This is a genomic window from Serratia sp. EC4, from assembly GCF_059652115.1.
Map to the genome: position 1 here is coordinate 186,811 of NZ_JBNIDE010000009.1, position 22,023 is coordinate 208,833.

Sequence of the window (22,023 nt, forward strand, 5' to 3'; positions counted from 1 at the left end):
CCCCACCGTGAATTAACGCGCCAGCGCCGCGCGCAGGTAGCCATCGTGCCGCTGCAGCCGCTGCTGCGCCTCTTCGGCGCTGACGCCGGCCAAAAGCATCAGGATCGCCGGTTTAACCTCAAAGCCGGTCTGCGCCAGCGCCGCTTCCGCCTGAGCGCGTTCGGCGCCGGTGGCCTCAACCACGATGCGGCAGGCGCGATCCACCAGTTTGACGTTGGTGGCCTTCACGTCCACCATCAGGTTCTGGTAGACCTTGCCCAGTTTGACCATCGCGCCGGTCGACAGCATGTTGAGCACCAGTTTCTGCGCAGTGCCGGATTTCAGGCGCGTCGAACCGGTCAGCGCCTCCGGCCCCACCACCGGCGAAATCGCCACCTGCGCTTCGTGCGCAATCGGCGAATCCGGGTTGCAGGAGATGGCCGCCGTCGGGCAGCCCAGCCCGCGCGCATAGCGCAGTGCGCCGATCACGTAGGGCGTGCGCCCCGAGGCCGCCAGCCCCACCACCATATCGATGGCGCTGAGGTTCAGCGCCCGGAGATCGGCTTCGCCCAGGGTCTCGTCATCTTCCGCCCCCTCCACCGCTTTGAGCAGCGCGCCCGGCCCGCCGGCGATCAGCCCCACCACCACGCCGTGCGGCACGCCGAAGGTCGGCGGGCACTCGGAGGCATCCAATACCCCCAGGCGGCCGCTGGTGCCGGCGCCCAAATAAATCAACCGGCCGCCGGCCTTCAACGCCGCCGCGGCCAAATCGACCGCCTGCGCAATCGCCGGCAGCACCTGTTCAATCGCCTCCGGCACCTTGCGATCTTCCTGGTTAAAGCAACGGACCATGTCCAGCGTCGACATTTCATCCAGCCCCATGGTGGCCGGGTTGCGGGTTTCCGATACCAGTGCGCCTAAGTTCATCTGTTCACCTTTGAATTTTTAATTCACAAAACTTAATCAATATTTGAATATTTTATTCAACAAAGCGAGCGCTATTTGCTATTTTAACGGTGAGCTCACAAAAATTTTCACCGCGCGTTTTCGCCCTCTGCATGGCAAAATGGCCGCTAGTTTCCAGGGAAAGAACAATGAGTACCCTTCTGCGCATTCGCCAGATGTATCCGACACTGGCGCAAAACGACCGCAAGCTGGCGGACTTTCTGCTGAATAACGCCGAGCAGGCGCGCCATCTCAGCTCGCAAAAGCTGGCCCAGTTGGCCGGCATCAGCCAGTCGAGCGTGGTGAAGTTCGCCCAAAAACTGGGCTATAAAGGTTTCCCGGCGCTGAAGCTGGCGCTGAGCGAGACGCTGGCTCAGCCACAGGTTGAACCGGTAGTGACCGTTCACAACCACATCCTCAGCAGCGACACGCTGAAAACCGTCGGTGAAAAGCTGCTGGCGGAAAAGCAGGCGGCGCTGCGCGCGACGCTGGACATCAACAGCGAAGAACGGCTGCATCAGGCGCTGGACATGCTGCGCCAGGCGCGCCGGGTGATGCTGATCGGCATCGGCGCCTCCGGGCTGGTGGCCAAGGATTTTTCCTTCAAGCTGCTGAAAATCGGCGTGATGGCGGTGGCCGAAGCGGATATGCACGTCCAGTTGGCGGCGGTGCAGGCGCTGGACAAGCGCGATCTGCTGCTGGCTATCTCCTTCAGCGGCGAACGGCGTGAAATCAATCTGGCGGCGGAAGAGGCGCGCCAGGCCGGCGCCAGGGTGCTGGCGCTGACCAGCTTCTCGCCCAATGGTCTGCAGCAGCGCGCGGACCATTGCCTCTATACCATCGCCGAAGAGCCCCATACCCGCAGCGCGGCCATCTCCTCCAGCACGGCCCAGTTCGCCCTCACCGACCTGCTGTTTATGGCGCTGATCCAGCACGACCTCGATCATGCCCGCGATCGCATCAAACACAGCGAACAGTTAATGAAAAAGTTGGTTTGACGCGTATAATGGCGGCCGATAAAACGCCGCCAGTTCAATTATTTCCCTTCTCTGCATTCGAAAAATAATATGCGGGCGGTGACCTGCTCAATTATCGATCAATAATTGGGCGTGCATGGACAGCATTATTTAACGATACCATTATGAATACACACACTGTTATTTTAGATAAGTTGCGGCATTCCGTGACGCATCCGATTCTGCGTACCTTTTTGCTCTATGTCATTACTGCATTGATTCTAATCAAGGCGATGGGATACAGCGGTGGAAAAGGTATTGATATTCTTTTTATTGCGCTTACTTTGCTATTATTATCTATTCATTCGTTTACCCGATACGGCCTGATTATTCCGTTTATTCTGCTGTGCGCGCTGTATGCGCCGGTCGGGGCCATTTACGGTACCCCTTCCGCTGCCGTGATGTCCGCCCTGTTGCAAACCAACCTCATAGAAGCGAGGGAGTTTTTGCAGACCCTGCCGGCCAGTTGTTATCTGCTGCCCGCCGCCATTCTGGTTATGCTGGCCATTCTCGGCCTATTTATTTGGCGGCAAGCCATTTCAAAAAAAACTATACTTCCCTTGCTAGCCCTGCTGATGGTTATCATTATCGCCAGAGCCTTCAATGGCGGTGTGGCGAATCTTAAATTGCCTGACTTCTTTTTATCCCTCTACTCGGCTTACCATCAATACCAACAGCAGGTTGATGAATTAAGTGCCGGTGCTACAACACCGGATACTTGGTCAATAACCGCAGGCGCACCGACAAATGGAAACTATGTCATTATCGTCGGCGAAAGTATGCGCAAAGATCATATGTCATTATTTGGTTATCCGGTGTCCACTACGCCGTTTCTGGATAATGCCAATGGACGATTTTACAGCAATTATATTTCCACTGCGCCAAATACGTTCGAATCGCTTCCTCGCACGCTGGCTTTGAGCAACGGCCACAACATTGCCATCGGAGATAATATCATCACCCTGGCAAAAGCAGCCGGTCTCAAAACCCACTGGCTGTCCAATCAGGGCATGTTCGGACAATTCGATACGCCGGTATCAAAAATCGCCATGTTCAGCGATAGCCATTATTTCCTGAAGAAAGGCGACTTCCAATCGCGCAATACCGATGACGATGCGCTGCTGCCGATATTTGACCCATTATTGCGTCGCCAAGGACAAGGCAATCTGTATGTGCTGCATCTGATGGGCTCGCACGCCGACTTTTGCGAACGGCTTAACGGCGAACCGCCGAGCGTCGAGTCGCCGAATAAGGAGCTGGCCTGCTATCTCTCTACCTACCGCAAGACCGACCGTTTTATCGAGCAGGTTTATCACAGCCTGAAACAGAGCGGCGCACCGTTTAAACTGTTCTATTTCTCCGATCACGGCCTTTCCCACAAGGATATCGGCGGTGGGCGTTCTTTACGCCACAGCGGCGATACCCGGCAGAATTACCAGGTGCCGTTTCTGATGCTGAGCGATCGCGACCAACAGCACCAGATCATTGATGATCCCTTAAGCGCGTTCGATTTTATCGGGTTGTTTGCCCAAGAGGCGGGAATACGGATTGCCCATCCCGAAGTGATGCCTACGATACGCATCGCAGATGCAGATAAACGCTGGGTGTTTGACGGGCAGAGAATGGTTGATTTCGATCAGTTGGCTGACGATCCGCCTGAGTTACCCTAAGCGGTAAGATGACGAAAAAGTGCCCGTTGCGCGGCGATTCTATGATAGATTGCGCGCCAGCCCGAGCACACCGATGGAAAGATAACTGACAATGGCACTGCTGATTACCAAGAAATGCATCAACTGCGACATGTGCGAGCCGGAATGCCCGAACCAGGCAATTTCGATGGGTGATGACATTTACCAAATCGATACCGATCGCTGCACCGAGTGCGTTGGTCATTACGATACGCCGACCTGTCAGCAGGTTTGCCCTATCGACAACACCATCATCACCGATCCGCAGCATCGCGAGACTAATGAGCAGCTGTGGGACAAGTTCGTGGTGTTGCACCACGCCGATCGCATTTAATCGCCGCAGGACTGACAAGGGCGCCACAGGCGCCCTTTCTCTTTTCAGCTTTCGACGATCACCGTCGCGCAGGCATAACGCCGTTCGTCGGCCAGCGAAACGTGGATCGCGGTGACCCCCATCTCCCCCGCCAGTTCGGCGGCGCGACCGTGCAAACGAATATTCGGCTTGCCCAGCGCATCGTTGAACACTTCGAACTGATTGAACGCCAGGCCGTTGCGAATGCCGGTGCCGAACGCCTTGGCGGCGGCCTCTTTCACCGCGAAACGTTTGGCCAGAAAGCGGATCGGCTGCTGGTGCTGCTGATACAGCGCCCACTCGGCGTCGCTCAGCACCCGGCGCGCCAGACGATCGCCGCTGCGCTCCACCACCGCTTCGATACGCGCCATCTCGACGATGTCGGTACCCAGCCCGAGCACCGCCATTACCGGCGCGCTTCCCGCATCAACACTTTCATGTCGGCAACCGCGGCCGGCAGCCCGCTCATCACCGCCTGGCCGATAATCGCATGGCCGATGTTGAGCTCGTGCATTTCCGGCAGCGCGGCGATCGGCTGCACGTTATGGTAGGTCAGGCCGTGGCCGGCGTTGACCTTCAGCCCCTTCTCGGCCGCGTAGGCGGCGGCTACCGCGATGCGGCGCAGCTCGGCCTGTACCGCCAGCTCGCCCTGCGCTTCCGCGTAGGCGCCGGTGTGGATTTCGATGTAAGGGGCGCCCACCGCCACCGCCGCGTCGATCTGGCGATGATCGGGATCGATGAACAGCGAAACCAGAATGCCAGCCTGCGCCAGGCGCTCGACCGCCACGCTCATTTTGTCCAGCTGGCCGGCGACGTCCAGGCCGCCTTCGGTGGTCACTTCCTCGCGTTTTTCCGGCACCAGACAGCAGAAATGCGGCTGCAGCTCAATGGCGATGTCCAGCATCTCGTCGGTCACCGCCATCTCCAGGTTCATGCGCGTCTGGATGGTCTGGCGCAACAAGCGCACGTCGCGGTCGGTGATATGGCGGCGATCTTCGCGCAGATGCACGGTAATGCCGTCGGCCCCCGCCTGTTCGGCAATGAATGCCGCCTGAACCGGATCCGGGTATTGGGTTCCGCGCGCGTTACGTAACGTGGCGATGTGATCGATATTGACGCCCAGCAGCAAATCAGCCATGACAACCTCTAAATACGATTTTCAGTGCCAGCAGTTTACACGCGGGCGCAGGGCGGCAAAAGGGGAAAAGGTCAGGCGTCGTCAACCGGCGTATTCGGCTGTTTGCGCACGAATTGGCGGAACAGTTCGCGGCTCTTCAACGGCTTGCCGCCGAGGTAGGGCTTCAGCGCCATGCGGGTGAAGCGCTTGGCGGCGCGCAGCGTCTCGGCATCGGGAAACTGCCGCTCCGCCAGCGCGCGCAGTTCGCGCCCGGTGAAGCTGTAATGATCCACCACCAGGCTGGCGATAAAGCCTTTCTCTTCGCGGTAGCGGTAGGTCATGGCGTCATCCACCGGCAGGCCGCTGCCGGCACAGTGCAGAAAATCGAGGCCGTAGCCGAGATGATGCAACAAGGCCAGCTCGAACTGGCGCAACGCCTGTTCCGGCGAGCTGTCTTCCGCCGCCAGCGCCTGCAGGCATTGCAGGTAGTCGAAGAACAGCACCGAGTAGTTGGTTTCCTGCTCCAGCACGCGCGCCAGCAGTTCGTTCACGTACAGGCCGCTGTAAAGCATCATGCCGCTGAGGGGTAAACCGAGAGAGACCGCTTCGGCGTTGCGCAGCGTTTTCACTTCGCCGCGGCCGCCCCAGCGCACTAACAGGGGGGTAAAGGGCTGCAGGCAGCCCTTCAGATTGGAGCGGCGGCTGCGCGCGCCTTTTGCCAGCAAGCGCACCCGCCCATGACCTTCGGTAAACAGATCCAGCATCAGACTGGTTTCACTGTACGGCCGCCCATGCAGGACGAAAGCGCGCTCCCAGCCGTCCACGGATCGTTACTTCAGATCGTCAACATAGCCCAGGCTGCGCAGCGCACGTTCGTCGTCCGCCCAACCGGATTTCACTTTCACCCACAGCTCCAGATGCACTTTAGCGTCGAACATCTGTTCCATGTCCTGGCGCGCTTCGATGCCGATGGTTTTGATCTTGGCGCCCTTGTTGCCGATGACCATTTTCTTCTGGCCTTCGCGCTCAACCAGGATCAGGCCGTGCACATCGTAGCCGCCGCGATCGTTGGCCACGAACTGTTCGATTTCTACCGTCACTGAGTACGGCAGCTCTTCGCCCAGGAAACGCATCAACTTCTCGCGGATGATCTCAGACGCCATAAAGCGCTGGGAACGATCGGTGATGTAATCTTCCGGGAAGTGGTGTTCCGCTTCCGGCAGCAGCTTGCGCACGATGCCGGCGATGGTGTCGACGTTCATCCCTTTCTCGGCGGAGATAGGCACCACGTCGAGGAAATTCATCTGCTGGCTGAGGAACGCGATGTGCGGCAACAGCTTGGATTTGTCGGTAACGTTATCGACCTTGTTGATCGCCAGCAATACCGGGCAACGCAGGCTGCGCAGCTTGTTGACCACCATTTCGTCGTCGGCGGTCCAGTTGGTGCCTTCGACCACGAAGATCACCAGCTCAACGTCGCCGATTGAGCTGCTGGCCGCGCGGTTCATCAAACGGTTGATGGCGCGTTTTTCTTCGATGTGCAGCCCTGGGGTATCGACGTAGATCGCCTGATAGGCGCCATCGGTGTCGATGCCCATGATGCGGTGACGGGTCGTCTGCGGCTTACGCGACGTAATGGAAACCTTCTGCCCCAGCAGTTGGTTCAGCAACGTCGATTTGCCCACGTTCGGGCGGCCGACGATGGCGATAAACCCGCAGTGTTGTTTTACTTCGCTCATTCAAGCTCCAGCTTTTTCAGCGCTTGTTCCGCTGCCGCCTGCTCGGCTTTACGGCGGCTCGAGCCGGTGCCCACCACGGGCTCGCTCAAACCACTCACCTGGCAGTGGATGGTAAACTCCTGGTCGTGCGCTTCTCCGCGAACCTGCACCACCAAATAAGAAGGCAACGGCAGATGACGCCCCTGCAAAAATTCCTGCAAACGGGTTTTCGGGTCTTTCTGCTTATCGCCGGGGCTGATTTCGTCCAACCGGCTGCGATACCAGTCCAAAATCAGGCGCTCGACGGTCTGGATGTCGCTGTCCAGGAACACGCCGCCGATCAATGCCTCCACCGTATCCGCCAGGATTGACTCGCGGCGGAACCCACCACTTTTCAATTCGCCCGGCCCAAGCCGCAGACATTCGCCCAGGTCAAACTCGCGCGCCATCTCCGCCAGCGTGTTGCCGCGCACCAGCGTGGCGCGCATGCGGCTCATGTCGCCCTCGTCTACGCGAGGAAAACGGTGATAGAGCGCATTGGCGATGACAAAGCTCAGAATCGAGTCACCCAGAAACTCAAGACGTTCATTGTGTTTACTGCTGGCGCTGCGGTGAGTCAAAGCCTGCAGTAAAAGCTCCTGCTGTTGAAAAGTGTAGCCCAGCTTCCGCTGCAGCCTGTTTATTACGATGGGGTTCATGAGTTACCAATAGATCAAGAATGCGTCAAAAACTTGCAGCACACGGAACAGGCCTGCTTCGCCGAAAGCCGATCCAAAGCTGTTTCGTTTGCAGTGGCTCCCAGCAGGAGCCAACTTTTATCGCTCGAGAAAGTATTCTACAACGAGTGGAAACATAATGCTGTGTTTATATCCCCTTAATCTTTCACGCCGCAGTAGGCTGCGGCGTGAAATTGACAGGGAATAAATCAGCGATTAATGAATGCCGCCGATCCGGCTGAAACGCACGCCGGTAGGCCACTCGCCTTCCTGTTTTTCAAAGCTCATCCAGATGGCCGTGGCTTTGCCCACCAGATTCTTCTCCGGCACAAAGCCCCAGTAACGGCTGTCCGCGCTGTTGTCACGGTTGTCGCCCATCATGAAGTAATGCCCGGCCGGCACCACCCACTCCGCCAACGGTTTGCCCGGCTGTTGATAGTAAGCGCCCACCCGATCCTGCGCGTCCGGCACGGTCAGGATGCGATGCGTAACGTTGCCGAGGCTTTCCTGGCGCTCACGCATGCGAATGCCGCCCGACGGCACGTTATCGTTCAGCGGGATCTGATAGAAGCCGTTGCTGGCCTCGCCCATGCCGCTGCGGCTGAACAGCTGCACGAAGTCGCTCGGCTGCGCATCGGCGTAGGTCACGGCCAGCGCGGTATCGCAGGACTGCCCGCTGTTGCAGGACGGCTGCACCGTAACGCGCTTATTCACCGGATCGTAAGTAATACGGTCGCCCGGCAGGCCAATCACGCGCTTGATATAATCCAGCTTCGGATCCAGCGGATATTTAAATACCGCAATATCGCCACGCTTCGGATGGCCGGTTTCAATGAGCGTCGTCTGGGTAATCGGATCTTTAATGCCGTAGGCATATTTCTCCACCAGAATGAAATCGCCAATCAACAGCGTCGGCATCATTGATCCGGACGGGATCTGGAACGGTTCGTAAATAAACGAACGCACCACAAAGACCAGCAGCAGCACCGGGAACACCGATGCGCCAGTCTCTACCCAGCCAGGCTGCTTCGCCACTTTCGCCAGCGTTTTATCGTCGACGGCGCCCGCGGTCTGTTCGTTGACCGCCGCGATCTTCGCGCGGCGGGCCGGCGCCCATTTAAAGCGCTCGAAGCACCAGATGATCCCGGTGACCAGAGTGGCCAACGCCAGGACCAGGGCAAACATATTCGCCATGCAAACTCCCTCGTTTCGCGAACTCGTCGCGGTTACTTGCCGTCTTTACCGACGTGCAGAATGGCCAGGAACGCTTCCTGCGGCAGCTCGACGTTGCCGACCTGCTTCATGCGTTTCTTACCGTCTTTCTGTTTCTGCAGCAGCTTTTTCTTACGGCTGACGTCACCGCCGTAGCATTTCGCCAGCACGTTTTTACGCAGCTGCTTCACGGTGGAGCGCGCGATGATGTGCGTGCCGATCGCCGCCTGAATCGCGATGTCGAACTGCTGACGCGGGATCAGATCTTTCATCTTCTCCACCAGTTCACGGCCGCGATACTGCGAGTTGTCGCGGTGGGTGATCAGCGCCAGCGCATCCACGCGCTCGTTGTTGATCAGCACGTCCACGCGCACCATGTCGGAGGCCTGGAAGCGCTTGAAGTTGTAATCCAGCGACGCATAACCGCGCGACGTGGACTTCAGGCGGTCGAAGAAGTCGAGCACCACTTCCGCCATCGGGATTTCATAAGTCAACGCCACCTGGTTGCCGTGGTAAACCATGTTGGTCTGCACGCCGCGCTTCTCAACGCACAGGGTGATGACGTTGCCCAGGTATTCCTGCGGCATCAGCATGTGACATTCGGCGATCGGCTCGCGCAGTTCCTGGATGTTGTTCAGCGGCGGCAGCTTGGACGGGCTGTCGACGTAGATCACTTCTTTGCCGGTGGTTTCCACTTCGTAGACTACCGTCGGCGCGGTGGTGATCAGATCCAGATCGTATTCACGCTCCAGACGCTCCTGAATGATCTCCATGTGCAGCAGACCGAGGAAGCCGCAGCGGAAGCCGAAGCCCAACGCGGTGGAGCTTTCCGGCTCGTAGAACAGGGAAGCGTCGTTAAGGCTCAACTTGCCCAACGCATCACGGAAAGATTCATAGTCGTCGGAGCTGATTGGGAACAGACCGGCGTACACCTGCGGCTTCACTTTCTTGAAGCCCGGCAGCGCTTTATCCGCCGGCTGACGCGCCTGCGTCAGGGTATCGCCCACCGGCGCGCCGAGGATGTCTTTGATCGCGCAGACCAGCCAACCCACTTCGCCGCAGTTCAGCACGTCGCGATCGACCTGCTTCGGCGTGAAGATGCCCAAACGATCGGCGTTATACACCTGACCGGTGCTCATGACCTTGATCTTGTCGCCCTTGCGCAGGGTGCCGTTCTTAACGCGCACCAGAGACACGACGCCCAGGTAGTTATCGAACCAGGAGTCGATGATCAACGCCTGCAGCGGCGCATCCGGATCGCCCTGCGGCGGCGGGATGTCGCGCACCAGGCGCTCCAGCACGTCGGGCACGCCGACGCCGGTTTTGGCCGAGCAGCGCACGGCATCGGTGGCGTCGATGCCGACGATGTCTTCGATTTCCTGCGCGGCGCGATCCGGATCGGCGGCCGGCAGGTCGATTTTGTTCAACACCGGCACCACTTCCAGATCCATTTCGATCGCGGTGTAGCAGTTGGCCAGCGTCTGGGCTTCTACGCCCTGGCCGGCGTCCACCACCAGCAGCGCGCCTTCGCAGGCCGCCAGCGAACGGGAAACTTCATAGGAGAAGTCAACGTGGCCGGGAGTGTCGATAAAGTTAAGCTGATAGGTCTGCCCATCCTGCGCTTTATAATCCAGCGTCACGCTCTGCGCCTTGATGGTGATGCCGCGCTCACGCTCCAGATCCATGGAATCGAGCACCTGCGCAGCCATTTCACGGTCGGTCAAGCCACCGCAGATTTGGATAATGCGGTCAGACAGTGTCGACTTACCGTGGTCAATATGGGCAATAATGGAGAAATTTCGTATATGCTTCATTATAAAAGTTTTTCTGCCTTGGTATTTCTGAATTACTCGCCTATAGAAACCCGCATGGACCTAAAGCGACAGTGAATGGGTGAGGCCGTCTTGCACCTGAATCGCTGCATTCTACATGCCACACCACTGAAAACCTAGCGATCGGTGCAGTGAAGGCATTCTATTATGCGCCGCTAAATGTTACAGGGCGCCCCGGCGGGTGAAAACAGATGTTAACGCGGACGATGCGGCCTGAACCCAAGGCTTGCCGGTGCTTCGTGGCCGTCAAACTCCGGCACTAATACATAACCGGCCACAGCGCAATAAACCCTCTCCGAAATTATAAAAAAAGAATATTTGGATCAACCTCTTAGAATTCCATTTTGCCCCACTTCCTTTAGGAAAAACCCCATATACGCCACCACCGTCCCTCGGATAGAAAGGGCATGAGCTCCGCGACAAAACATTATTCAGGGCACTACATCGGCAGCCCACCGGGGTTCACCAGCATATCTGCGTACGTTGATTGGAAGGTGCATTATGATCGATAAAGGGCAAATGCTGAGCCGGCACGATTTTTCAAAGGTCAACTGGGGCATACTGGCGGCGGCGGCGCTGCTGTTTAGTGTGGGGGCGGCGCTGTTGGTGCTGCCGCTGCTGAGCAGCATTGACGAGAGCCAGGTCATCACGCTGTTGCAGGCCGGCGCGGGCACGATTTTACTCGGCTGTACGCTGCTGGCGCTGCGGCATTATCTGCGTCCGGCGCTGACTTATCGTCTGTACGAGCACGGCGTGCGGGTCTTTGACAGCCACCATCACAAAGAGCGTTTCATCCCGTTTGAGAAGATCAGCGACATCTATCGCTTTCGCGGCGGCCAGGCTTTCGGCGGGCTGTTTGACGTTACGGCGTTCCGCGCCGGTGCGGATCAGCCCTGGTGCACGGTTTTCAGCAACGTCGCCCACTCGTGGCGATTGGCGGACGTAATCGTCGACCAACAGCTGCAGCAGCGCGGTCCGCTGGCGCTAAATGCGCTCTATCAGGGGGGGACGGTGTCGTTTCACACCATAGAGGGCGACGCGCGCTGGCTGTGGCAGTTGCTGCTCGGCAAGCGGCAAGGCACGCCGGCCGAAACGCTGCGGCTGAGCGCCACCCTGCTGACGACGGAACGGGGAAACGTGCCTATCGAACAGATCCGCACGTTGGAAAATCATCCGCAGCGCGGCATCCGCTTATTCGATGGCCAGGGAAATGTGCTGTTCGCGATTAACTACGATTCGCTGCTCAGCGCCGATCTGTTCATCGCGCTGTTGGAGCATATGATCCACAACCGCATCCCCGCCTATCACAACCCGGCGATGACGCGGCCATCGGTTTAAATCAGCGGGGAGTTTTCCGCCTGCATGCGCATCGCGGTAGGCGGCAACCCAATCTGCAGCACCACCGGCTGATAATCGGCCTGCTCACCCAGACGTCGAGCCAAGCGGCGAGCCAGCATAAAGGCCGCACCACCGCCCAATACGGCGCCGACTGCCGCCGAGGCGTCGCTGCCGAAACAATATTGCAGCAACGTGCCGCCCAACATCATGCCCAGCAGCGGCGTCAGGTAAACCAGCATGGCGGAGCGCAGCAGGCTGCCTTCCGCGATGCCGACCTCGACGCGCTGCCCCGGTTCGAGCGGCTGATCGATATGTACCTGCAGCTGATGCTCGGTTTCCGGCACCAGCTCGTTCAGCGCACGCGCGCCACAGCCGGAGCGCGCGGTGCAGCTGCCGCAGCCGGCCTTGGGTTCACAGCGCAGCAGCGCTACGCCCTGTTGCCACGAAACCACCGTGGCCCACTCTTTCATCATTACGGCGATACCTTGAAAGAAATGCTGTCGGCGATGCGCTTGGCCGTCGCCGGCGGCAATTCGCCCACAATCGTGATTTCGTTGCCCGCGCGCACTTCGGTCTGAATGGTGCGGCGCCCCTGACGGTAGTACTGCTGCCCGGCGCCGCTGCCCGCCGGGCTGACGTTGACCGAGAAGCTGAACAGACCGTCGCTGTAGAGCCGGGACTCCACCGGCACGGCGACGTTCGGCAATTTGCGGCGATTGCGCGCCACCTCATCCACGCCGGCCGGCAGCCAGCCGGTGCTCCAGCTGAGCTGGACGTTTTCCACCGCCGGCAGCGACAGCAGCGGCGGCAAATTGGCTTTGAGCAGCCCCTGCATCGCGCCCTGCACGTCGGCGCCGACCGCGAAGGAGATCACCCGATATTGCTCCAGCGTTTCGCCGTCGCGATCGAGCAGATCCACCCGCAGCGGCAGCTTGGTGTCTTCGTCCATCCAAACGATGTAGCTGTAGCGGGAACCGTCGCGCGCCACCACGCGCAGCACTTCACACGGCCGATCGGCGATGCGGGTGCTGCCCACGGAGATGAAGTCGTAATACTTCGCCAGACGAGTGAAATCAGCATAGACGATCGCCGGCAGCGCATCGACGATGTGATCGCCGGTGAGCGTGAACGGTTCCAGACCGGGTTCGAAGTAGCTGATCCCGCCGCCGCGCTGCAACACTTCGCGGCGTGGGCCGTCCATATGCAGCAGCTGGCCGAGCGGCACGTTGCCGATCACCGCATGGCGATAGCGCAACGACTCGATTCCCTGCTTGCTGACGCTGATGTAGGCGAGCTCGTAATTGAGAGAACGGCTGGCGCTGCTCATCTGTTGCAATAACGCCCCGGACGCAGTTGGCTGCGCCGGGGCGATGCTGGAATAGAGCAGGCTGCCCGTCAATAAACAAACGGAGAACCAGATTTGCTTCATTACTGCTGTTGCATTCCTAAAGACTGAGTTCCGGGAACCTGAATGGCAGCCTGTTGCGGGTTGCCTTGCTCAAGCTGCAGCTGATCCGAATGCAGGCGACGTTGCAGTTCATAGTCCTGCAGCATGGCGTTGATACGCTTGCGCTGTTCCTGCACCTGCTGCTGTTGGCCGCTGCCGGTGGAGAAACTTTCGGCAGGCACGCCCAGGCTGACCGGCGAGGCCTGGCCCATGATCGGCAGCGTGGTGAAGGCCGGCGATTCGGACGCGTTCGATGGCGCAGAAGGCTGGTTGTACTGCTGCACGCCGACGATCACCGCCAGCGACACGCAGGCCGCCATGCCGATTTGCGTAATCTGGCTCGCCCAAGGACGCACTTTGTCCCAGAACGGCATTTTCTGCCAGGTGTGAGGCTGCGGCTGAGATTCCTGAACGGCGGAAGGCACCAGCCGGGCGGGTTCTTTCTCAAGTGCAGCGGCGACGCGATCGGCGATGTCGAGATGCATCACTTGCCCGACATCACCTCGCAGTGTGTCACGTATCAGGTGATAGCTCTGCCAGCTTTGTTGAAGCGTTCGATCTTGCGACAGAGAACTCAACAGCTCGCTGTCGAACGATTCACCATCCATCAGAGCGGAAAGCTTTTCTTTCTGCATGCCTAAGTACCCTTCCTGTGCCCGCCATTGCTAACGCTGGATCAGCGGTTGAACTTTATTATCGATAGCTTCCCGGGCGCGGAAAATACGCGAACGTACGGTTCCGACCGGGCAATCCATGATGGCAGCTATCTCTTCGTAGCTTAGACCATCCAACTCCCGCAGGGTAATCGCCATGCGAAGATCCTCAGGGAGCGACTCAATGGTACGGAAAACTATCTGTCTCAGCTCTTCTGACAACATTAAGTTCTCAGGGTTCGAAATTTCTTTCAGTGCGCCCGCACTTTCGTAATTTTCCGCATCGTTGGCGTCCACATCACTGGATGGCGGACGGCGCCCCTGAGCAACCAGATAATTCTTTGCCGTGTTCACGGCGATTCGATACAACCAGGTATAAAAAGCGCTGTCGCCACGGAACGATTCCAGTGCGCGATAGGCCTTGATAAACGACTCCTGCACCACATCGGGCACATCGCCCTGCGGCACATAGCGGGAAACGAGACTCGCCACCTTATGCTGATAGCGCACTACCAGTAGGTTAAACGACTTCTGGTCGCCCTTTTGGACCCGCTCGACCAGAACTTGATCCGTTAACTGCTCGCTCATCCGAGGTAAACTCTCCCCAAATCCGTCTCCACGCGTAAAATTGTACTGCCAGCCATACATTATTTTCCTGAGCAAGCACTCGCTTGGAGTTCATATAGAACACGAAGTTCCATATCGCCATTGTTTTTTCTGTTGATGTCACCCTATCCGTGGCTTTTGCCCGGACAGTTAGGCTAACATGAAATTCACTCTTCTTCTGCACACATCATACGTTATGCAACCATCATCTGAACATGTTAGCGATGTCCTGATCGTCGGCAGCGGCGCTGCGGGCCTGTCACTGGCGCTGCGCCTGGCGCAGCATTGCAAGGTTACCGTCCTCAGCAAGGGGCCGCTCAGCGAGGGCGCCACCTTTTACGCCCAGGGCGGGATCGCCGCGGTGTTCGATGAGACGGACAGCATTGCCTCACACGTTGATGACACTTTGATTGCCGGCGCCGGCCTGTGCGACAAAGAGGCCGTCGAGTTCATCGCCGGCAACGCGCGCCACTGCGTGCAGTGGCTGATCGATCAGGGCGTGCTGTTCGACACCGAGGTCAACGCGCAGGGCGAGGCGCATTATCACCTCACGCGCGAAGGCGGCCACAGCCATCGCCGCATCTTGCACGCCGCGGACGCTACCGGTAAGGAAGTAGAGACCACGCTGGTGGGGAAAGCAAGCGCTCACCCCAATATTTGCGTGATGGAACGCCGCAACGCGGTTGACCTTATCACCTCGAACAAAATCGGCCTGCCGGGCACCCGCCGAGTGGTGGGCGCTTACGTCTGGAACCGCGAGCTGGAACGGGTGGAAACCTACCGAGCCAAAACGGTGGTGCTGGCCACCGGCGGCGCGGCCAAGGTGTACCAATACACCACCAACCCGGACATCTCTTCCGGCGACGGCATCGCCATGGCCTGGCGCGCCGGCTGCCGGGTCGCCAACCTGGAATTCAACCAGTTCCACCCGACCTGCCTGTTCCATCCGCAGGCGCGCAACTTTCTGCTGACCGAAGCGCTGCGCGGCGAAGGGGCTTACCTGAAGCGCCCGGACGGCAGCCGCTTTATGCCGGATTTCGATCCGCGTGGCGAACTGGCCCCGCGCGATATCGTCGCCCGCGCCATCGACCATGAAATGAAGCGCCTGGGCGCCGACTGCATGTACCTGGACATCAGCCACAAGCCGGCGGAATTCATCACTCAGCACTTCCCGATGATCCACGAAAAGCTGCTGACGCTGGGCTTCGATCTGACCCGGCAACCAATCCCCATCGTTCCGGCGGCGCACTACACCTGCGGCGGCGTGATGGTCGATCAACACGGCCGCACCGATCTCGACGGGCTGTACGCCATCGGCGAGGTCAGCTACACCGGCCTGCACGGCGCCAACCGCATGGCGTCGAATTCGCTGCTGGAGTGCCTGGTTTACGGTTGGTCGGCGGCGGAAGACATTCTGCAGCGCCTGCCGTTCATCCAGCAGGCCAAACAGGTGCCGCACTGGGATGAGAGCCGGGTGGATGATGCGGACGAACGGGTGGTGATCCAGCACAACTGGCACGAGCTGCGGCTGTTCATGTGGGATTACGTCGGCATCGTGCGCACCACCAAGCGGCTGGAGCGCGCCCTGCGCCGCATCAACACGCTGCAGGCGGAAATCGACGAGTACTACGCGCACTTCCGCATCTCCAACAACCTGCTGGAGCTGCGCAATCTGGTGCAGGTGGCCGAGCTTATCGTGCGCAGCGCCATGGCGCGCAAAGAGAGCCGCGGCCTGCACTACACGCTGGACTACCCGAATTTGCTGCCGGAAGCGCTGCCGACCATTTTGCAGCCTTAAACGAAGCGACAGGGCGCCTTATCGGCGCCCTTTTCCTTTCAGTAGAACAGATAGAAGTCGGCGATCAACCGGCGGAAATCGTCGGTATAGCCGCCGTCGGCCTGTTTGATCGCCAGCGCCTGCTCCCGCAGCGGCGTTTCCCGCCGGGTCAGCGCCAGCAGCATCCGGTGCCGCGGCGTATCGGCGCGATCGCTGACGTTCACTTTCGCCGCCGTGTGCCAGCCGCTTTGCTGCGCCAGGCGTTCGAATTCGGCGCCGATGTCGTGCGGCAGCACCACGCAAAACGTCCCCTGCGCGGCCAGCAGCTGCGCCGCGCAGGCCAACAGCGCCTCATGCGTCAGGGTTTCGGTGTAGCGCGCGTTGTGGCGCGCCTGGTCGCGGCAGGCCACCGCCGGCTCGAAATACGGCGGGTTGCTGACGATCAGATCATACTCAGCGGCATGCTGCTGCGCATAATGGTGAATATCCTGCGCATGCACGCGGATGCGCTGCGGCCACGGCGATTCCGCCGCGTTTTCGCGCGCCTGGCCGGCGGCGGCTTCATCCAGCTCCACCGCGTCGATGGTCACTTCGTCGCCGCTGCGCTGCGCCAGCATCAGCGCGATCAGCCCGCTGCCGCTGCCGATGTCCAGCACCCGGCGCGCCTGCCCCAGCGGCGCCCAAGCGCCGAGCAACACCCCGTCGGTGCCCACTTTCATGGCGCAACGATCGTGGGCGACAAAGAATTGTTTAAAGGTAAAACCCCCGCGGCGCGGGGTAAAATCGGCTTTCGATCGCTTGCTCACACTCACCACCTGGCTATAAAACTGGCGTAGCATAAGGCAATCTGATCGGCGGGAAAAGAGCGGCTTTCCGCTTAAATAGGTGAAGATCGCGGCCAACCCGTCTATAATCGGCGCCCCAAGTAGAGGTAGACCATGACAGCAACCACTTTTTCCGAACTCGAACTCGATGATCGCCTGATCGACGCGCTGCGCGACAAAGGCTACGATCGCCCCACCGCCATTCAGGCCGCTGCGATCCCGCCGGCGATGGACGGGCGCGACGTCTTAGGTTCGGCTCCGACCGGCACCGGCAAAACCGCCGCCTTCCTGCTGCCCGTGTTGCAGCACCTGCTGGACTTTCCACGCAAGAAATCCGGCCCGCCGCGCGTGCTGATCCTGACGCCAACGCGCGAGCTGGCGATGCAGGTCGCCGACCAGGCGCGTGAATTGGCTGCTCATACCTCGCTGGATATCGCCACCATCACCGGCGGCGTCGCTTATATGAACCACGCGGAAGTGTTCAGCGAAAACCAGGACGTGGTGGTCGCCACCACCGGCCGCTTGCTGCAATACATTAAAGAAGAGAATTTCGACTGCCGCGCGGTGGAAACCCTGATCCTCGACGAAGCCGACCGCATGCTCGACATGGGCTTCGCGCAGGACATCGAAACCATCTCCGCCGAAACCCGCTGGCGCAACCAGACGCTGCTGTTCTCCGCCACGCTGGAAGGCGAAGCGATCCGCGAATTCGCCGAACGCATCCTGAAAGAGCCGGTGGAAGTGGAGGCCGATCCGTCGCGCCGCGAACGCAAGAAGATCCTGCAGTGGTACTACCGCGCCGATGACGTGCAGCACAAAACCGCGCTGCTGATCCACCTGCTGAAGCAGCCGGATGTACAGAAATCGGTGATCTTCGTGCGCAAGCGCGAGCGCGTGCATGAGCTGGCCACCTGGCTGCGCGAAGCGGGCATCAACACCTGCTATCTCGAAGGCGAGATGGTGCAGGCCAAACGCAACGAAGCGGTCAAACGCATGATGGATGGCCGGGTTAACGTGCTGGTCGCCACCGACGTTGCCGCGCGCGGCCTGGATATCCTCGATATCACCCACGTGTTCAACTTCGACATGCCGCGCACTGCGGATACCTACCTGCACCGCATCGGGCGTACCGGCCGCGCCGGGCGCAAAGGCACCGCCATTTCGCTGGTGGAAGCGCACGACCATCTGTTGCTGGGCAAAGTGGGACGTTATCTGAACGAGCCGCTGAAAGCGCGCGTGATCGACGAACTGCGGCCGAAAACCAAGGTGCCGAACGAGAAGAGCAACGGCAAGCCATCGAAGAAAGTGCTGGCCAAACGCGCGGAAGATAAAGCGAAGAACAAAGAGAAGGCCAAGGTGAAAGTGCGCCATCGCGACGCCAAAAACGTCGGCAAACGCCGTCAGGCGAAGGCCAAACCGGCCGGCGACGCAGAATAACCACCGCTGCCTAAGAAAAAACCGCCTGTACAGGCGGTTTTTTTATGGGCGTTTACTGCTGTGCGTAATGCGTGGCCAGGCGGCGCCCCTGCAGCCATTTATCCAGCTCGCGGAACTGCGCCTTCAGCTCGTCATTCTGCAAATGCGCCGGCGTTTGCGAGAAATAAAACTGGAACGCATAACCCTGCTGATTGCGCGCCTGGGCATCGGCCCCGGCCTGCAACAGCAACAGCGCCAGATGCGGCGCGTTGATCTTCGCCGCCAGATGCAGCGGGGTATCCCCCATCCGATCGCTCAGGGTGGTGTCCGCCCCGGCCGCCTGCAACAACCGCAGTTGCTCCTCGCGCCCGGCCAGCACCGCCGCCGCAAGCGGCGTGGCGCCGGTAACGGCATTGCGCACGTTCACCTGCGCCCCTTCAGCCAGCAGTAACCGCAGATACTGCGCGTCTTGCAGTATCGCCGCGGTGTGCAGCGCGCTGTTGCCGTCCAGCCCCGCTACCGACGGGTCGGCCCCGAGATCCAGCAACGCCTGCACGCTGGCCGGCTGCTGCGAAAGCACCGCCCACTGCAACAGCGTGACCTGCCGATCGCCCCGTTCGCGCAAGCGATCCTGCGTAGCCTGCGCATGGATGCCCTGCGCATCGCCGCGCGCCACCGCCTGAGCCAGCGCCAGGTTGCCGCGGCCGTCAAACGGTGAAATCTCCTGCCCCATCTGTTGCTCCTTAGCCATCATCAGTAAACCGGTCACCGCGGCCAGCGCCAGTAAGGCTATCGCCAGCGCCCGCCGCAAGCGACGCCCTTCAGGCATTGGCCTTCGCCTCCCACGGCTTTTGTTCCGCCATCGAGCTTATCACCTTGTCGATGCCGTGCGCCGTCAGGCTGCGATCCAGATGCTTGCTCGGCCGCCAGTCATCGATACCGGTCAGGGTATCGTTGTTGGCCAGGGTGATGTTGTGGCCAATGGCGTCCGGGATCAGCGAAGTCGACTCCTGGGTGCTGGTCAGCATGTCATATTGTTCGCTGTAACGACGGATGCCGCCGGCTTCGGCGTCTTTCTTCGCCGCCGCCGGATCGATACCCAGGCGATTCAGCGTGTAATCTGACACCCCGGCCGCATTGAAGGTGACCGCGACGGTGCCGGTCGCCAGCGCCGCCGTGGCCGCCAGACCGCCGCCGAGCGAATGACCGGCGATCACAAGCGCATCGCCGAAGGCCGCCTTGGCGCTTTTGGCGGCGGCAACCGCCTGATTGTACTGCACATCATCATAGCCCGTCGCTTGCCGCACGTTGCTCAGCCAGTCGCGCCAGTCGTTGGTGCCGGCAAACGCCAACACATACTGCTTGTCGTTGCTGTAAACCCCGGCCTGGAAACCGCTGCCTGCGTCGTGCAGGCTGGCGGGATCGATGCCGAACCCGAGCAACGCGCTGTCGCTCAAGCGGTTGAACCCAGCGGCGCCCTGACCGTTCAGTGAATAAACGTCCTTGGCCAACAGCGCCAACGCATAATCACCTTCCTGCGATTGCTGCCCACGGGTCACGCCCGGCGCTGCCGCCGCCGTCGGCGCCGCCGCGGAGATATCGCCGACCAGCGTATTCAACAGGGCCTGCGCATTGAGCGAGTTCTGAGAGGGAGTGGCCACCGGCGCCGGATTTGCCGGCGCTGCCGCAGACTGCGCCGCCGTCGCCGTCTCGGCAACGGCGCGAGGTGTAGGGATCGCGGCCACCGGGGATACTGCAGAGGTAAAACTTAAAGGCATACTCATGCCGACTCCTTGTCGATAGACTTTTTATTGAGCACCTGAATAGGTGCTGATTTAGCTATCGGCAGGTCGGATGAGTTCTGTATTAGAAATGCTTATCTTTGTACAGAATGTGATCCGCATTCCGTTTTCGGCCGTCAAACGCAAGAAAGGGAGCCGAAGCTCCCTGATTGACTGCGCCGCAAATTACAGGCTTTCGGTAAAGGTGCGGGCGATAACGTCGCGCTGCTGTTCCGGCGTCAGGGAATTGAAGCGCACCGCATAACCGGACACGCGAATGGTCAGCTGCGGGTATTTTTCCGGGTGCTTGACCGCGTCTTCCAGGGTTTCGCGACGCAGCACGTTGACGTTCAGGTGCTGACCGCCTTCCACGCGCACGGTCGGCTGCATTTCCAGCGGCACTTCACGGTATTCGATCTGGCCCAGATCGCTCACCGCGACAACCTGATCTTCCGCGTAGTTGGCCTTGGCACACACGCAGCGGGCTTCCGCTTTTTCATCGTCCAGCAGCCAGAAAGAGTTCACCAGCGCCTGGTCGTTCGCTTTGGTAATTTGAATACCGGTAATCATTATGTTGCCTCCGTACAAGGGCGTAAAAATTCACGTCGTGAGAAAACCCAATCCTGGTTTCGGCCATTTGGTAAAACCATTGTTGTCTTGTTGTTCTGTATACCAGCCTGACCGGGCCAGTTCCTTGATTAAAGTCAATTTTTACCGGGTAGGCGCAGGGCGTGAAGGGGCAAATTTATGTTTTATATCAATTTTCCCACCGCGGCAAAAACCAATTATTTTTGTAAATTTTCAAAAATAATTGCATGGCGCGCGGAGGCGAGAAATGAAAAGCGGGTTTCGCTGCGCGAGCCGACACGGTAAGCTATAGCCCATGAATTGCTAAAGAAAACAAAGGAGAGCGTTTATGGCCACCTCCCTCACCTGGCATGACGTGATCGGCAAAGAGAAAGAGCAGCCCTATTTTGTTGAAACGCTCGCCTTTGTTGCCGCTGAACGTCAGGCCGGTAAGACCATTTATCCACCGCAGAAAGACGTGTTCAACGCGTTCCGCTTTACCGAGCTGGCGGACGTCAAGGTCGTCATCCTCGGCCAGGATCCGTATCACGGGCCCAATCAGGCGCATGGCCTCTCTTTCTCGGTGCGCCCCGGCGTGCCGGCGCCGCCGTCGCTGGTGAACATGTATAAAGAGCTGGCGACCGACATTCCCGGTTTCGAACGCCCGGATCACGGCTACCTGCAAAGCTGGGCCGAACAGGGGGTGCTGCTGCTCAACACCGTGCTGACGGTAGAGGGCGGCCGCGCGCACTCGCACGCCAATCTGGGCTGGGAAACCTTTACCGATAAGGTGATCGCCGCCCTGAACGAGAACCGCGAAGGCGTGGTGTTCCTGCTGTGGGGCTCGCACGCGCAGAAGAAAGGCAACTTTATCGACCGCAACCGCCACCACGTGCTGAAAGCGCCACACCCATCGCCGCTTTCCGCCCACCGCGGTTTCCTCGGCTGCCGCCACTTCTCGCAGGCCAATCAGCTGCTGGAGCAGCAAGGGCTCACGCCGATCGACTGGATGCCGCGCCTGCCGCAGGCGTAGCCCAGA

Annotated in this window: 23 protein-coding genes; 7 read left to right on the plus strand and 16 right to left on the minus strand. The window is 59.6% G+C overall.

The features are described 5' to 3' along the window. Window positions 1-12 precede the first annotated feature (12 nt). Window positions 13-906 carry an N-acetylmuramic acid 6-phosphate etherase gene (gene murQ, locus ACP39K_RS20910; protein WP_033639603.1) on the minus strand — a complete coding sequence of 298 codons (894 nt, stop codon included), beginning with the start codon at window positions 904-906 and terminating at the stop codon, window positions 13-15. Window positions 907-1,073: 167 nt separating this feature from the next. Between murQ and ACP39K_RS20915 the strand changes: the two genes are divergently transcribed. The 3 genes from ACP39K_RS20915 to ACP39K_RS20925 all read left to right on the plus strand — a co-directional run bounded on the left by ACP39K_RS20915 (window position 1,074) and on the right by ACP39K_RS20925 (window position 3,962). Beyond that, complete coding sequence (locus tag ACP39K_RS20915; RefSeq protein ID WP_033639602.1) at window positions 1,074-1,922, plus strand: MurR/RpiR family transcriptional regulator; 849 nt, start codon at window positions 1,074-1,076, stop codon at window positions 1,920-1,922. A 143-nt stretch (window positions 1,923-2,065) separates the two neighbouring features. Continuing rightward, entirely contained in the window at window positions 2,066-3,610 is a 1,545-nt protein-coding gene (locus ACP39K_RS20920) for a phosphoethanolamine transferase (RefSeq protein ID WP_199559149.1), read from the plus strand. A gap of 91 nt (window positions 3,611-3,701) precedes the next feature. Continuing rightward, window positions 3,702-3,962 carry a YfhL family 4Fe-4S dicluster ferredoxin gene (locus ACP39K_RS20925; protein WP_033639601.1) on the plus strand — a complete coding sequence of 87 codons (261 nt, stop codon included), beginning with the start codon at window positions 3,702-3,704 and terminating at the stop codon, window positions 3,960-3,962. Window positions 3,963-4,006: 44 nt separating this feature from the next. Here the strand turns inward: ACP39K_RS20925 and acpS are convergent, their stop codons facing one another. The 7 genes from acpS to lepA all read right to left on the minus strand — a co-directional run bounded on the left by acpS (window position 4,007) and on the right by lepA (window position 10,557). Then, on the minus strand, window positions 4,007-4,387 hold the full coding sequence (gene acpS / locus ACP39K_RS20930; protein WP_004929169.1) for a holo-ACP synthase: 381 nt from the start codon (window positions 4,385-4,387) through the stop codon (window positions 4,007-4,009). Then, the gene (pdxJ, locus tag ACP39K_RS20935; protein WP_016929790.1) at window positions 4,387-5,118 is read right to left on the minus strand and encodes a pyridoxine 5'-phosphate synthase; all 732 of its coding nucleotides are present in this window, start codon (window positions 5,116-5,118) and stop codon (window positions 4,387-4,389) included. The genes acpS and pdxJ overlap by 1 nt, the downstream gene beginning before the upstream one ends. 71 nt (window positions 5,119-5,189) lie before the next feature. Continuing rightward, complete coding sequence (recO, locus tag ACP39K_RS20940; RefSeq protein WP_004929165.1) at window positions 5,190-5,921, minus strand: DNA repair protein RecO; 732 nt, start codon at window positions 5,919-5,921, stop codon at window positions 5,190-5,192. Window positions 5,922-5,927: 6 nt separating this feature from the next. Next, on the minus strand, window positions 5,928-6,836 hold the full coding sequence (era, locus tag ACP39K_RS20945; protein ID WP_004929162.1) for a GTPase Era: 909 nt from the start codon (window positions 6,834-6,836) through the stop codon (window positions 5,928-5,930). Further along, the gene (gene rnc, locus ACP39K_RS20950; protein ID WP_004929158.1) at window positions 6,833-7,513 is read right to left on the minus strand and encodes a ribonuclease III; all 681 of its coding nucleotides are present in this window, start codon (window positions 7,511-7,513) and stop codon (window positions 6,833-6,835) included. Before rnc ends, era begins: the two co-directional genes overlap by 4 nt. 234 nt (window positions 7,514-7,747) lie before the next feature. After that, the gene (gene lepB / locus ACP39K_RS20955; RefSeq protein ID WP_016929791.1) at window positions 7,748-8,725 is read right to left on the minus strand and encodes a signal peptidase I; all 978 of its coding nucleotides are present in this window, start codon (window positions 8,723-8,725) and stop codon (window positions 7,748-7,750) included. 32 nt (window positions 8,726-8,757) lie between these two features. After that, complete coding sequence (lepA, locus tag ACP39K_RS20960; protein WP_004929150.1) at window positions 8,758-10,557, minus strand: translation elongation factor 4; 1,800 nt, start codon at window positions 10,555-10,557, stop codon at window positions 8,758-8,760. Window positions 10,558-11,076: 519 nt separating this feature from the next. On the opposite strand from lepA, the gene ACP39K_RS20965 reads away from it, so the two are divergent. After that, a complete protein-coding gene (locus ACP39K_RS20965; protein ID WP_016929793.1) occupies window positions 11,077-11,913 on the plus strand; it encodes a hypothetical protein in 837 nt (278 codons plus the stop codon). On the opposite strand, the gene rseC is transcribed toward ACP39K_RS20965, so the two are convergent. The 4 genes from rseC to rpoE are packed head-to-tail and all read right to left on the minus strand — an operon-like array spanning window position 11,910 to window position 14,601. Beyond that, window positions 11,910-12,386: a SoxR-reducing system protein RseC gene (gene rseC / locus ACP39K_RS20970; protein ID WP_004929144.1), complete on the minus strand. Its 477-nt coding sequence runs from the start codon at window positions 12,384-12,386 to the stop codon at window positions 11,910-11,912. The two genes, ACP39K_RS20965 and rseC, sit on opposite strands and share 4 nt — an antisense overlap. Next, window positions 12,386-13,342: a sigma-E factor regulatory protein RseB gene (gene rseB / locus ACP39K_RS20975; protein WP_016929794.1), complete on the minus strand. Its 957-nt coding sequence runs from the start codon at window positions 13,340-13,342 to the stop codon at window positions 12,386-12,388. Before rseB ends, rseC begins: the two co-directional genes overlap by 1 nt. Continuing rightward, window positions 13,342-13,995, minus strand: coding sequence for an anti-sigma-E factor RseA (gene rseA / locus ACP39K_RS20980; RefSeq protein ID WP_497008812.1), 654 nt, complete (start codon window positions 13,993-13,995; stop codon window positions 13,342-13,344). Before rseA ends, rseB begins: the two co-directional genes overlap by 1 nt. 30 nt (window positions 13,996-14,025) lie before the next feature. Continuing rightward, window positions 14,026-14,601, minus strand: a complete 576-nt coding sequence (gene rpoE / locus ACP39K_RS20985) for an RNA polymerase sigma factor RpoE (protein ID WP_004929136.1) — start codon at window positions 14,599-14,601, stop codon at window positions 14,026-14,028. Window positions 14,602-14,815: 214 nt separating this feature from the next. On the opposite strand from rpoE, the gene nadB reads away from it, so the two are divergent. Beyond that, the gene (gene nadB / locus ACP39K_RS20990; protein ID WP_181817248.1) at window positions 14,816-16,417 is read left to right on the plus strand and encodes an L-aspartate oxidase; all 1,602 of its coding nucleotides are present in this window, start codon (window positions 14,816-14,818) and stop codon (window positions 16,415-16,417) included. Window positions 16,418-16,455: 38 nt separating this feature from the next. Here the strand turns inward: nadB and trmN are convergent, their stop codons facing one another. Continuing rightward, window positions 16,456-17,235, minus strand: coding sequence for a tRNA(1)(Val) (adenine(37)-N(6))-methyltransferase TrmN (gene trmN / locus ACP39K_RS20995; protein ID WP_033639597.1), 780 nt, complete (start codon window positions 17,233-17,235; stop codon window positions 16,456-16,458). A 99-nt stretch (window positions 17,236-17,334) separates the two neighbouring features. Here trmN and srmB point away from each other — a divergent pair, with 99 nt between their 5' ends. Then, window positions 17,335-18,657, plus strand: coding sequence for an ATP-dependent RNA helicase SrmB (gene srmB / locus ACP39K_RS21000; RefSeq protein ID WP_016929798.1), 1,323 nt, complete (start codon window positions 17,335-17,337; stop codon window positions 18,655-18,657). 52 nt (window positions 18,658-18,709) lie between these two features. Here srmB and ACP39K_RS21005 read toward each other — a convergent pair whose 3' ends face one another. The 3 genes from ACP39K_RS21005 to grcA form a co-directional block, all read right to left on the minus strand. Next, window positions 18,710-19,465 (minus strand): ankyrin repeat domain-containing protein, encoded by a 756-nt coding sequence (locus ACP39K_RS21005; RefSeq protein WP_497008813.1) that lies wholly within the window; start codon window positions 19,463-19,465, stop codon window positions 18,710-18,712. Continuing rightward, complete coding sequence (locus ACP39K_RS21010) at window positions 19,458-20,420, minus strand: Tle-like phospholipase domain-containing protein (protein ID WP_033639595.1); 963 nt, start codon at window positions 20,418-20,420, stop codon at window positions 19,458-19,460. The genes ACP39K_RS21005 and ACP39K_RS21010 overlap by 8 nt, the downstream gene beginning before the upstream one ends. Before the next feature lie 183 nt (window positions 20,421-20,603). After that, the gene (gene grcA / locus ACP39K_RS21015) at window positions 20,604-20,987 is read right to left on the minus strand and encodes an autonomous glycyl radical cofactor GrcA (RefSeq protein ID WP_004929114.1); all 384 of its coding nucleotides are present in this window, start codon (window positions 20,985-20,987) and stop codon (window positions 20,604-20,606) included. Between the two features lie 346 nt (window positions 20,988-21,333). Between grcA and ung the strand changes: the two genes are divergently transcribed. Beyond that, entirely contained in the window at window positions 21,334-22,017 is a 684-nt protein-coding gene (ung, locus tag ACP39K_RS21020) for a uracil-DNA glycosylase (protein WP_004929112.1), read from the plus strand. Window positions 22,018-22,023: the final 6 nt, after the last annotated feature.

Excerpts from the sequence above, each read along its gene's own strand:
- rseC (WP_004929144.1), bottom strand. The coding sequence starts at position 12,386 with ATGATGAAAGAGTGGGCCACGGTGGTTTCGTGGCAACAGGGCGTAGCG.
- trmN (WP_033639597.1), bottom strand. The coding sequence starts at position 17,235 with ATGCTACGCCAGTTTTATAGCCAGGTGGTGAGTGTGAGCAAGCGATCG.
- ACP39K_RS20915 (WP_033639602.1), top strand. The coding sequence starts at position 1,074 with ATGAGTACCCTTCTGCGCATTCGCCAGATGTATCCGACACTGGCGCAA.
- rnc (WP_004929158.1), bottom strand. The coding sequence starts at position 7,513 with ATGAACCCCATCGTAATAAACAGGCTGCAGCGGAAGCTGGGCTACACT.
- pdxJ (WP_016929790.1), bottom strand. The coding sequence starts at position 5,118 with ATGGCTGATTTGCTGCTGGGCGTCAATATCGATCACATCGCCACGTTA.
- rpoE (WP_004929136.1), bottom strand. The coding sequence starts at position 14,601 with ATGAGCGAGCAGTTAACGGATCAAGTTCTGGTCGAGCGGGTCCAAAAG.
- ACP39K_RS21010 (WP_033639595.1), bottom strand. The coding sequence starts at position 20,420 with ATGAGTATGCCTTTAAGTTTTACCTCTGCAGTATCCCCGGTGGCCGCG.
- acpS (WP_004929169.1), bottom strand. The coding sequence starts at position 4,387 with ATGGCGGTGCTCGGGCTGGGTACCGACATCGTCGAGATGGCGCGTATC.
- era (WP_004929162.1), bottom strand. The coding sequence starts at position 6,836 with ATGAGCGAAGTAAAACAACACTGCGGGTTTATCGCCATCGTCGGCCGC.
- lepB (WP_016929791.1), bottom strand. The coding sequence starts at position 8,725 with ATGGCGAATATGTTTGCCCTGGTCCTGGCGTTGGCCACTCTGGTCACC.
- srmB (WP_016929798.1), top strand. The coding sequence starts at position 17,335 with ATGACAGCAACCACTTTTTCCGAACTCGAACTCGATGATCGCCTGATC.
- ung (WP_004929112.1), top strand. The coding sequence starts at position 21,334 with ATGGCCACCTCCCTCACCTGGCATGACGTGATCGGCAAAGAGAAAGAG.
- ACP39K_RS20920 (WP_199559149.1), top strand. The coding sequence starts at position 2,066 with ATGAATACACACACTGTTATTTTAGATAAGTTGCGGCATTCCGTGACG.
- nadB (WP_181817248.1), top strand. The coding sequence starts at position 14,816 with ATGCAACCATCATCTGAACATGTTAGCGATGTCCTGATCGTCGGCAGC.
- rseA (WP_497008812.1), bottom strand. The coding sequence starts at position 13,995 with ATGCAGAAAGAAAAGCTTTCCGCTCTGATGGATGGTGAATCGTTCGAC.
- ACP39K_RS21005 (WP_497008813.1), bottom strand. The coding sequence starts at position 19,465 with ATGCCTGAAGGGCGTCGCTTGCGGCGGGCGCTGGCGATAGCCTTACTG.
- lepA (WP_004929150.1), bottom strand. The coding sequence starts at position 10,557 with ATGAAGCATATACGAAATTTCTCCATTATTGCCCATATTGACCACGGT.
- ACP39K_RS20965 (WP_016929793.1), top strand. The coding sequence starts at position 11,077 with ATGATCGATAAAGGGCAAATGCTGAGCCGGCACGATTTTTCAAAGGTC.
- murQ (WP_033639603.1), bottom strand. The coding sequence starts at position 906 with ATGAACTTAGGCGCACTGGTATCGGAAACCCGCAACCCGGCCACCATG.
- rseB (WP_016929794.1), bottom strand. The coding sequence starts at position 13,342 with ATGAAGCAAATCTGGTTCTCCGTTTGTTTATTGACGGGCAGCCTGCTC.
- grcA (WP_004929114.1), bottom strand. The coding sequence starts at position 20,987 with ATGATTACCGGTATTCAAATTACCAAAGCGAACGACCAGGCGCTGGTG.
- ACP39K_RS20925 (WP_033639601.1), top strand. The coding sequence starts at position 3,702 with ATGGCACTGCTGATTACCAAGAAATGCATCAACTGCGACATGTGCGAG.